This is a genomic window from Streptomyces sp. H39-S7, assembly GCF_027158205.1.
Taxonomy (GTDB): domain Bacteria; phylum Actinomycetota; class Actinomycetes; order Streptomycetales; family Streptomycetaceae; genus Actinacidiphila.
In genome coordinates this window covers 1-9,538 of the sequence record NZ_JAPVLU010000108.1, presented here as the reverse complement: position 1 = coordinate 9,538, position 9,538 = coordinate 1, and the positions used below count along the sequence as shown (strand labels likewise).

13 protein-coding genes and 1 pseudogene are annotated in these 9,538 nt (G+C 69.2%); 8 read left to right on the top strand and 6 right to left on the bottom strand.

The annotated features are described in order from the left end of the window. Window positions 1-107: 107 nt before the first annotated feature. Complete coding sequence (locus O3X23_RS43280) at window positions 108-374, bottom strand: hypothetical protein (RefSeq protein ID WP_269280719.1); 267 nt, start codon at window positions 372-374, stop codon at window positions 108-110. Window positions 375-957: 583 nt separating this feature from the next. Here O3X23_RS43280 and O3X23_RS43275 point away from each other — a divergent pair. The 4 genes from O3X23_RS43275 (at window position 958) to O3X23_RS43260 (ending at window position 2,249) form a co-directional block, all read left to right on the top strand. After that, window positions 958-1,356: a hypothetical protein gene (locus tag O3X23_RS43275; protein WP_269280717.1), complete on the top strand. Its 399-nt coding sequence runs from the start codon at window positions 958-960 to the stop codon at window positions 1,354-1,356. Between the two features lie 144 nt (window positions 1,357-1,500). Continuing rightward, window positions 1,501-1,623 (top strand): hypothetical protein, encoded by a 123-nt coding sequence (locus O3X23_RS43270; RefSeq protein WP_269280714.1) that lies wholly within the window; start codon window positions 1,501-1,503, stop codon window positions 1,621-1,623. Window positions 1,624-1,824: 201 nt separating this feature from the next. Then, window positions 1,825-2,061 (top strand): XRE family transcriptional regulator, encoded by a 237-nt coding sequence (locus O3X23_RS43265; protein ID WP_269280712.1) that lies wholly within the window; start codon window positions 1,825-1,827, stop codon window positions 2,059-2,061. A gap of 2 nt (window positions 2,062-2,063) precedes the next feature. Continuing rightward, the gene (locus tag O3X23_RS43260) at window positions 2,064-2,249 is read left to right on the top strand and encodes a hypothetical protein (protein WP_269280709.1); all 186 of its coding nucleotides are present in this window, start codon (window positions 2,064-2,066) and stop codon (window positions 2,247-2,249) included. Window positions 2,250-2,660: 411 nt separating this feature from the next. Here O3X23_RS43260 and O3X23_RS43255 read toward each other — a convergent pair. From O3X23_RS43255 to O3X23_RS43240, 4 genes and pseudogenes are all read right to left on the bottom strand, one after another. Beyond that, window positions 2,661-3,139 (bottom strand): annotated as a pseudogene (locus O3X23_RS43255) (Asp23/Gls24 family envelope stress response protein). Window positions 3,140-3,270: 131 nt separating this feature from the next. Further along, window positions 3,271-3,450, bottom strand: coding sequence for a hypothetical protein (locus O3X23_RS43250; RefSeq protein ID WP_269280707.1), 180 nt, complete (start codon window positions 3,448-3,450; stop codon window positions 3,271-3,273). Window positions 3,451-4,151: 701 nt separating this feature from the next. Then, window positions 4,152-4,325 (bottom strand): hypothetical protein, encoded by a 174-nt coding sequence (locus O3X23_RS43245; protein WP_269280705.1) that lies wholly within the window; start codon window positions 4,323-4,325, stop codon window positions 4,152-4,154. A 180-nt stretch (window positions 4,326-4,505) separates the two neighbouring features. Beyond that, a complete protein-coding gene (locus O3X23_RS43240; protein ID WP_269280703.1) occupies window positions 4,506-5,168 on the bottom strand; it encodes a CDP-alcohol phosphatidyltransferase family protein in 663 nt (220 codons plus the stop codon). A gap of 153 nt (window positions 5,169-5,321) precedes the next feature. Between O3X23_RS43240 and O3X23_RS43235 the strand changes: the two genes are divergently transcribed. Further along, the gene (locus tag O3X23_RS43235) at window positions 5,322-5,891 is read left to right on the top strand and encodes an SRPBCC family protein (protein WP_269280699.1); all 570 of its coding nucleotides are present in this window, start codon (window positions 5,322-5,324) and stop codon (window positions 5,889-5,891) included. Between the two features lie 70 nt (window positions 5,892-5,961). On the opposite strand, the gene O3X23_RS43230 is transcribed toward O3X23_RS43235, so the two are convergent. Further along, on the bottom strand, window positions 5,962-6,258 hold the full coding sequence (locus O3X23_RS43230; protein WP_269280696.1) for a hypothetical protein: 297 nt from the start codon (window positions 6,256-6,258) through the stop codon (window positions 5,962-5,964). 245 nt (window positions 6,259-6,503) lie between these two features. Between O3X23_RS43230 and O3X23_RS43225 the strand changes: the two genes are divergently transcribed. From O3X23_RS43225 to O3X23_RS43215, 3 genes are read left to right on the top strand one after another with little or no spacing between them, the layout of a single operon-like run. Further along, a complete protein-coding gene (locus O3X23_RS43225) occupies window positions 6,504-6,956 on the top strand; it encodes a MauE/DoxX family redox-associated membrane protein (RefSeq protein WP_269280693.1) in 453 nt (150 codons plus the stop codon). A 15-nt stretch (window positions 6,957-6,971) separates the two neighbouring features. Next, a complete protein-coding gene (locus O3X23_RS43220; RefSeq protein WP_269280690.1) occupies window positions 6,972-8,591 on the top strand; it encodes a radical SAM protein in 1,620 nt (539 codons plus the stop codon). Then, on the top strand, window positions 8,588-9,412 hold the full coding sequence (locus tag O3X23_RS43215; protein ID WP_269280688.1) for a class I SAM-dependent methyltransferase: 825 nt from the start codon (window positions 8,588-8,590) through the stop codon (window positions 9,410-9,412). Before O3X23_RS43220 ends, O3X23_RS43215 begins: the two co-directional genes overlap by 4 nt. The last annotated feature ends 126 nt before the right edge of the window (window positions 9,413-9,538 follow it).

Below are 9,538 nucleotides of genomic sequence, written 5' to 3'. Positions count from 1 at the left end.
GGAGCGAGACACCGCACAAGGCAGGATGGGACATGGCCGCGCGGGTCTGCTTGATCTTCACACCTCAAGAACCCGCGCGGCCACCGTCATGTCACCGCCCGCTCGGATCAATCGCGGGGCAGACCGTAAGCGAAGGTGGCAAGCACCAACGCTGCGAATGCTTCCTGGACGTCCCGGACAGCGGAGTCCCAGAGCGAGGTTCCGACCTGCTCGGCGGTGCCGGCTGGTGGACCGTGCGAGGTGAGGACTTGCCAGACGCTGCGGCCAGCCAATCCAGGCACGTCGGCTATCAACGCGCCGATGCGGTCGGCAGTGAGGAAGCCCAACAGCACGGCCACCGTGACTACCAGAGCAAAGTCGACGATCCATGCCAACAGTCGCCGACGGGTTCCAGCCCTACGCGGCACATCCGCAAGATCAATCCCTTCGGCTGTCGTTGCCTCAGTGGGCATCGGATGCCAAGACACGTACGCCCCCTGATGACGGAGAGTCAAGGGCCATCAGGCTAGCGCAGCCCCGCGACTCTGGGCAGGGCGCGCACTCACCCGAACGTCAACTCCTCGACCCACCAACGGCATTCCACCGCTTGCACACCGGCCAGGAGCCCACCTCGTCAGCCCTCGGGCACCTCCCAGCGGTAGCCGCACACTCTCCAAATCTGCTCCTACCGCAGGATCCACGATCTACTGCTGGAGTACCAGGCTTATCGGGCCGTGCGACGGCAGCGGAATCGCTGGATGGGGTGAGGCGCCTCAGACGGCGGCCCGATCCATAGACCCGCCCAGGGCCAGAGTTTCTCCCTCGACCGCGCCGCCCTGCCCTGCAGCCTGACCGCAGGCGACGACCCGTGCATGTTCACCCGTGGCGCCCTCACCACGGACCGCTCCCGATCACGCGCGGCTGGATGCCTCCTGATCCGCGGGCGAAGGGCCCTTGCCTCCTGCCATGATGTTTCTCATGCCATCGCTGCGGTCCCCGTGCCCCGCCCACCTCATCCCGGACGCCACAGGTCTCGACACGTTCAACGCCGCGTACAAGGCGGCCAAGATGGCGGACGCCGTGTATGTCGGCGTCGAGCGTCGCGGCCGGCGGTGGACGGTCAAGGCCGACCCGCTCACCGCCGCTGCGGGGCACGTCATCGACGACTGCGCGCACGAGGCTGTTTGTCGCGCCGTAATCCGTCTGGTCCGTAGCGGTGAGATCAGCGCCAGTTCGGGGCCGGGACCGGGGTACTACACGCTCAACGGCGTAGCGAGCGAGGGCAGGGCCCGTGAACTGGCCGCCGCACTGCACGCCGCCTTGTACGGAGACCTGAAGCCGCTGGCCCGCGCCGTGCCGACCACCGTGCCCTCCTGACGCACCTCCCACGCGCCGCGGTCGATACTCAACCCCGGACACGGCACAGGCGTGCCCCGAATCCGTCGAATCGGCGCACGCCAGCTTCCGGCGGCTCGAGCCTGTCGGGGCGGTTTTCGGCCGGTACGCGGGCATCATGAGCGCATGATCTACGGCTGCCATCGCGCCAAGGGCGCGCCCGTGCTCGGAGCACGTCCCGGACAGGACGGCCCTTTCGGCCGCTGGGCCGAGCCCGCCACCACCGGGGACGAGAGGGACATCCGGTGAGCCCGCCGAAGCGCTCGCCGCGGTGGGACGTCCGTGCGTGGATGCCGGCAGTCCCGGGGTGGCCGGGCGGGCGGTAGCGGGACTGCCGGCCAGCGCAGTGTAGTGAGCAGCCTGGCCGGCCGGCCAGCCGCCACTCCGGTTCCGGCACGTGTTCGTCGCCCACGAGGGCATGGTGGCGCCTGTGGGGGGCAGGGGTAGGAGATGGACGCTTTGGGAGGGCTGCTGCAGACCACTATGCGTACCCGGCACCTGAACGCGCAGGCGCTCGCAGACCGCACCGGCATCCGCACTCCACGCATTCGCGTGTTTGCGCAGGATGGCGCCGAAGGGCCCGTGCACCCCACCGGGCAAGAACTGGCCGAACTCGCCGCCGCGCTGACCCTGCCGCTGCCCCAGGTTCTCGCCGCCGCCCACGTTCCCGCCAGGATGCCAGCCTGACCGTGGCCTTGGCGGGCCCCGGTCCGGCCCTGATCGTGGTGCTGCTGCCCGTCATCCTCCTCGGCCTGGTCCTCGCCCTGGGCAGGTACGAAGAACACGTTTTCACCCCCAAAGCCCTGCGCCCTAACCGCCACCACGCCCAACATCGCCGCCACGGCCACCGGTGGAAGCGTGGAGGCCACAAGTGACCGGCACCCGACCCCGCCAGGGAGGGTGGAATGCGAGCGAATAGGGTGCGCGGAGGCCGCAGCGGGTGTAGAAAACACGCACGGCACGAAGCGACGCCTGCCTCGCCCCCCGTCGATGCAGCGCACGGCCCCCGGCCAGCTTCGTACCCCACGGATGACCGTCAGCCTTCAACAGGCCGGTGGTCATCCGTGCGTGGCGGCCCGATCCCGGCCGCTCCACCGTTTCTGCGCTCTGCGCTCTGGGCCGGGCAGCCCGCCCCGCGGACTGCCCGGGGCATGCACCGTGACGGCGGCGAAGCAGGCACCGTTCCTGTCCAGCTCACAACGAGGTGATAACCGCCGAGCGACGCGCATCAGGAGGTTCCGGTCCGACCGCAGGGATATGTCCCGGTTGAGGGGGCGGACGGCTGACTACTGCACGCGTCCTTCGGTCGCCGTCTCGTCCTCGTCTTTGTCGGGCAGATGAACGTCGTTGACGGCGATGTTCACCTCGACGACTTCCAGACCCGTCGTCCGTTCGACTGCTGCGATGACGTTCTCGCGGACCTCTGCCGCGAGATCGGCATTGCCACCCCGTATTCCACGACGACCGCCAGGTCGATGGCGGTCTGGATCTCGCCGACCTCGACCTTGACCCCCCGGGTGACGCCCGCGCGGGCGCCGGGGACCACGCCGCGCACCGCGCCCATGGTGCGGGCGAAACCACCGCCCCGAGCGTGGACACCTGGCACCTCCCGCGCTGCCATCCCCGCGATCTTCTCCACCACGCCGTCCGCGATGGTTGTCCTGCCCCGAGTCGCCGCAGCCGCGTCCGCTCCGGTCTTTCCCTGCAAGGTCGTCGTGCCAGAGGCTTGGGGATCGCTCTTGGCTGCGCTGGTCGCCTCCGTCACGGTAAGCCACCTCCTCGATCAGGCGGGCCCACCAGGGGCCGCGAAAGTATCGGCCACACTCCTACTCCTACCCGCCCCGGCCCGGACCCGCTCGTTGGGAGTCCGGTCGCGCCGGGTAATGGGTGTCGCTGTCATCGCAGGTGGCGTCTCCGCGTTCCCCGGTGCGACCGAGACCAGCGCACCGCGGCGAAGGCCCAGGTGGCCACGAAGAGCACGATGGCGATGACCAGCAGGTATCCCAGCCCCTCCACCACCGCGCCGATGATTCCCAGCACGACAGCCACAAGGATCAGAAGCAAAAAGAGCGTCATAGCCATGCCTCCACCGGCCCGAAGTGTGCAGATCGCCGCCCGGAATGCCTTTCTCCTTCAGCGTGCCTCCCTCTGCCATCCGATGCCAAGGCCGGGCGCACAACTCCCCCGATCTCCTCGAAGCCTCACGCCCGTGCTGCCCCCATCCACCGCGGTGGGTACCGTGACTCATAGAGCGGCCCCTGACCTGCACACATACCGAAGTTAGTTCAGTCAGCACGCCTCATTCCTATTAGGTGCCGAAGATAACGACGCCGCGCGCTGAAATATGGTGATCCGGCTTCGTACCTGACCAGGTCGAGTCAGTCCTCCCAGTCGCGCTGAGGCTCGGGCACACCCACGGAACGGGCGTATTCCTCGCCGGTGACAGGGCAGCCCCATTGCCGCGGGGGTAGCGAAACGCGCGGTCGGCGAAGACGACGAACGCTTCGGCCCCGGTGTTGTCGTTGACGTACCAGCCGCCGGGCGGAGCCAGGCAGTCTGCCAGTGCACCGGCCAGCCGCCCGGCGTCGCCCTCCGGGGCTGGGTAGATCCAGCAGGGTCCACTGCCGGGGCCGCCTGCCTGTCGCGGTCGCGACCTCGATCCGCCGCACCGTCGTGACCTGCAACGGCACGCTGTCCAACTCGCTTCCGACCCGCAGACAACCCCCGATCAACACACCCTTAAGCACACGATCCTCCTCGCCATCGACCCAGTCACGTTAGCGAGGAGAAGCGAGCACCGGCACATGATCGGCTGGACAGGCATAAGCGAGGGCGATGAGCTCTCTGATGCCGACGGTGTAGAGGGTCAGCACGGCGAGGGAGTCGATGCCCATGCGGGCGATGCGTGCGTCGACGAGGTCAACCCGAACGCGGCCTGGTACTACCCGCATCCCAGCCCTTTCGCCCGCAAGATCAGAACCACATCGCGTTCTGGCACACCGGTGGCCGTCGAAGGCGCACCGGAGACCGCCGAGGGCCGTGAGGCGGGCGTTCGACCAGCGCAGACGGCCGACGTCCCGTGCGTTTTTGGGCGTCGGCGGCCGGACGGCGGGGTGTTGGCTGCGACCGGTTCAGGGGCGTAGGAGGTGGCGTACGGCGACGATGGCCTGCATCGTGGCTGCCGGACGCAGCAGCGCGGGCCGGGGCCGGTCGGTCATCTCGCCGCGGGTGAGGCTGGCGGCGGTCACGGCGGCGACCGGTATCACCCATGCGGTGATCGCCGCGGCGCGGACGGCGCGGCTGGGTTCGTGCCGCAGTACCAGCCAGGTCCAGAATGCGGCGTCGGCGAAAGAGTCTGCGTAGTCGCCGAAGGGAGAGGCGGTGCCCTGGCGGCGGGCGAGGTGACCGTCGGCCAGATCCGAGGCGATCGCCACCACACCGGCCCAGCGGCCCGACCCCGCAGCCAGAGCTGGGAGGTTACCGCGGATCAGCGTCAGCACATCGGCGGGCGAGAGCCGGACGCGGTCTTCCAGCATCCCCAGGTGCAGGGCGCCCAGAGTCCAGCTGGCCGCCACCCATCCACGCCCCCGCCCGTGGGCCAGCGTGAGGAACCCGAGGTGCAGGGCAGTGATCTCCGTGAGAGCCCGTGGACGCCGGACCGCCTGGCGCACCGACCGGTCGGCCGCGAGGGTGAGAAAACGCGCGACCGCCTGCGGGCTCCAGCGGCCCTGGGGCAGGATCCCCAAAAGCGCGTCAGTCGCAGCGCGGCTGTCGGTGAGATCGGATACGGACACGTGGGCCGGCCTTTCTTGGGGCGCGGGTCATTGCGCCCACGTTAGAGGGCCGACCCGTGGGCGGAAGGCGAGCGTGGTCACCGACGGTCGCGGCGGCAGGCCGTAGCGTCGTGCCCGGACGGCATGTGGAGCGCATGGGAACGGACGTGGGTTATGGGGTGGGGCAGTCGGCTGGCGATGGTGGCGACGGCGGGCGGCGGTGTTGCGGCCGGGTATGTGGGGCTGGTGACGGGGGCCTTGCCGCTCGACCTGGGTGTGGGCCGGCGGACCCGTTCTCTGGGACCACAGGTGATCGACATCAGCGCGCCCAGGGACGTGGTCTTCGATGTGATCGCCCAGCCCTATCTCGGGCGAACGACCCGGGCGATGCGGGAGAAGGTGCAGGTGCTGGAACGGGCCGCCGACATGGTGCTCGCCGCGCACTTCACCCCTGTAGCGGGCGGGCGGCTGACCGCGACGACGACAGAGACCGTGCGGTTCACCCGCCCCGGCCGGGTCGACTTCCGCCTGGTGCGCGGCCCGGTGCCCGCCGTCGTCGAGTCGTTCGTGCTGTCCGAGAACGGCCCGGGCACGCGACTGGAGTACCGGGGTGAGTTGGGCACCGACGGGTGGGCGCTGGGAGAACGCTGGGGCCGTCTGGTCGCAGCACGGTGGGAGGAGACGGTCGCCGGCTCGCTCCGGATAGTCAAGGAGGAAGCGGAGCGACGCGCCCGCCCACGGTGACGCCCCGCGCGCCCGCTACGGCCCATCCAGCGGTTGGCCCGATCGCGCCCGCACCGGGCACCTCCGACCGTCATTTCACCCGCTTCCTGCCGGTGACCAGTTCGGTGATGTACTTCTCGCCGTCCGCATACGCCTGGTTGTGCGTGTAGCTTTCGGAGACGTACTGGCGTCGGCCGGTTTCCTTGTCGGTGACGAGTACCCGGAACCCCAGAGCGCTGCACCCGCGCCTGAACGGGACGCCTACGCCCATCAGCCCCTCTGCCACATCAACGGCGAAACGATCGCGGCTCACCGGGCCGGGCACAGTACGCTCCTGGCTGCGGCCGGCCCCGAATCTGAATGGTCCGATGCGGATGGTGCGTCGCATGACGCCTCCCTGCCCGAATGAGCCAATTCTACGTGTGATGAGCGGGTGCGGGGTTCTCCCAGTCGGTGGGGGACCGACCCGCCGGTACGCACCACAAGCAGATACACGTGCCCCTGGGTTTCCGAGGCATCCCGCCTGCCATCTCGGCGGCGGGATCCCCTGTTTCCCATGGTCGCGTGGATGAGGCGGTTGTTCGGTGAACGGCCTCACAGGTCTCGGCCCCAGCCGGGCGTAGCGTTCAAACCATGGTGCTGCGTTTGGTGCTGGGCACGGTGTACACAGCGATGGCCCTGGGCCAGCTCGTCTCCTTCGGGCGTATGCCCTCGATTCTGGCCGCGTACGGGCTGGTGGACGGCGTTGCGGCGACCGCGCTCGCGGTGACCCTGATCGCCGGGGAGCTGGTGTGCGGCATCTGGTTCCTGGCCCACCCGCGATCGACGGCGCGCACCCCGGTGTGGATCTACGCGGCCGTCTCGGTGATGTGGGCCGCGCTGGCGGTGCAGGCATACGCCCGCGGTCTTACGGTCGCGAACTGCGGCTGCTTCGGGGTCCGCCTGTCCCAGCCGTTGTCCTGGATCGTGCTGGTCCAAGAGGCGCTGACCCTCCTGTACGCCACTGTGCTGCTGCGTGCCGCCCGGCCGGGCCCGGACCGACACCCCTCCAGCCCGTACCCGCACGGGTGTGGCCCACGACGATGACCATGTGGAGATGCGATGACAACAGACGAGACGGCACCGGCCACGGATCAAGGAGGGCCGACACCGGCGGCACCGGTCAAGCGGGACCGGGACGAGGTGTTCATCGAGTTCACCAAGTCGATCTGCCCGATCTGCAAGACCCCGGTCGACGCGCAGGTCAACATCCGCGAGGGCAAGGTGTACCTGCGCAAACGCTGCACCGAGCACGGCCCGTTCGAGGCCCTGGTCTACGGGGACGCCGAGGAGTACCTGTCCTCGGCCCGGTTCAACAAGCCCGGCACCATCCCCCTGGTCTTCCAGACCGAAGTCAAGGACGGTTGCCCGAGCGACTGCGGGCTGTGCCCGGAGCACAAGCAGCACGCGTGTCTGGGCATCATCGAGGTCAACACCGGCTGCAACCTGGACTGCCCGATCTGCTTCGCCGACTCCGGCCACCAGGCGGACGGCTACTCCATCACCCACGCCCAGTGCGCGAGCATGCTCGACGTCTTCGTGGCCTCCGAGGGGGAGCCGGAGGTGGTGATGTTTTCGGGGGGCGAGCCGACCATCCACCAGCACATCCTGGACTTCATCGACCTCGCCCAAGCCCGGCCGATCAAGAACGTCACGCTGAACACCAACGGTATCCGCCTCGCCTCCGACAAACGGTTCGTCGCCGAGCTGGGCGAACGCAACCAGGTGCCGGGCAAGTCGGTGAACATCTATCTGCAGTTCGACGGCTTCGACGAGCGCACCCACCGCGAGATCCGGGGCCGCGACCTGCGAAAGTTCAAGCAGAAGGCACTGGACAACTGCGCCGAGGCCGGGCTGACCGTCACCCTGGTCGCCGCCGTCGAACGCGGACTGAACGAGCACGAACTGGGCCAGATCATCACCTTCGGCATCGACCACCCCGCCGTGCGCTCCGTCGCGTTCCAGCCCGTCACCCACTCCGGGCGCCATGTCGCCTTCGACCCGCTGAACCGGCTCACCAACCCCGACGTCATCAAGCTGATTACCGAACAGCGGCCCGCCTGGTTTGCGAAGGGCGACTTCTTCCCCGTCCCCTGCTGCTTCCCCACCTGCCGCTCCATCACCTACCTGATCGTGGACGGCGAGCCGGGCAACCGAACCGTCCTGCCCATCCCGCGCCTGCTGCAGGTCGAGGACTACCTCGACTACGTCACCAACCGTGTCATGCCCGACGCCGGGATCCGCGAGGCCCTGGAGAAGCTGTGGTCGGCCTCCGCTTTCATGGGCACAGAGACGACCCAGGAGAAACTGCGGGCCACCGCGCAGGCCCTGGACTGCGCGGACGCCTGCGGCATCGACCTCCCCTCGGCCGTCAAGGGCCTGGGCGACAAGGCGTTCATGATCGTCGTCCAGGACTTCCAGGACCCCTACACCCTCAACGTCAAACAGCTGATGAAGTGCTGCGTGGAGGAGATCACCCCCGACGGACGGCTCATCCCGTTCTGCGCCTACAACTCCGTCGGCTACCGCGAACAAATCCGCGCGCAGATGTCCGGCGTCCCCGTCGCCGGCGTCGTACCCAACGCCCTGCCGCTGGCCGACCGACTCACCGACACCGCCTACGGCTCCAAGACCGCGCGTGGCGCACAACCCGCCGCCGAATCCGAACAGGGCCCACGATGACCGCGCCCGACGAGAGCACCCGCCTGCCCGCCGCGGCCGGCGACGAGCTCAAAGCCTGCTGTGCCGCCGCGTACTCATCCGACGTGGTCGCGCTGCTGCTCGGCGACTCCTACCATCCCGGCGGCACCGCCCTGACCCGGCGCCTGACGGGCCATCTCGCACTCACAGACGCCAGCCGCGTTCTCGATGTTGCCTCCGGCCGCGGCACCACCGCCCTCCTGCTCGCCGACGCCTTCGGCGTGTGCGTGGACGGCGTGGACTACTCACCGGCCAACACCGCCCTCGCCCAGGGCACGGCCGCCGCCACGGGACTCGCGGAGCGGGTCACCTTCACCACCGGTGATGCCGAGCACCTGCCCTTTCCGGACGGCGTGTTCGACGCCGTGGTGTGCGAGTGCGCCCTGTGCACCTTCCCCGACACGGTCCAAGCCGCAGCGGAGTTCGCCCGCGTCCTTCGGCCCGGTGGACGGGTCGGCATCGCCGATGTCACCGCCGCCCCCGACCGGCTCCCGCCGGAACTGACGGGTCTCGGCGCGCGGATCGCCTGCATCGCCGATGCCCGCCCGCCGGCCGAGTACGCCGAGATCCTGGCCGCCGCCGGGCTCCGTACGATCCACACCGAACGCCATGACGCGGCCATGACCCGCATGATCGACCAGATCGAGGCGCGGCTGAACCTGCTACGGATGACCGCCGCGGCCAGACTCGCCGACGCCGGCGTGGACCTGGCCGCGGCCCCAGCCGTCCTCGCCGCTTCCCGCGCCGCCATTGCGGACGGCACCCTCGGCTACACCCTGCTGATCGCCGAGAAATCCCCCTGACGGACCCTCCCTCTACCCAGGGTCATTGCGTGATCGGGATCTGTCCGGGTTCGTCACGTGAGGCCGAGGGTTCGTAGGGGCCGGAGGTAGTCGCGGCCGGTGTGGCGGAGGGCGGCGGCGATGTTG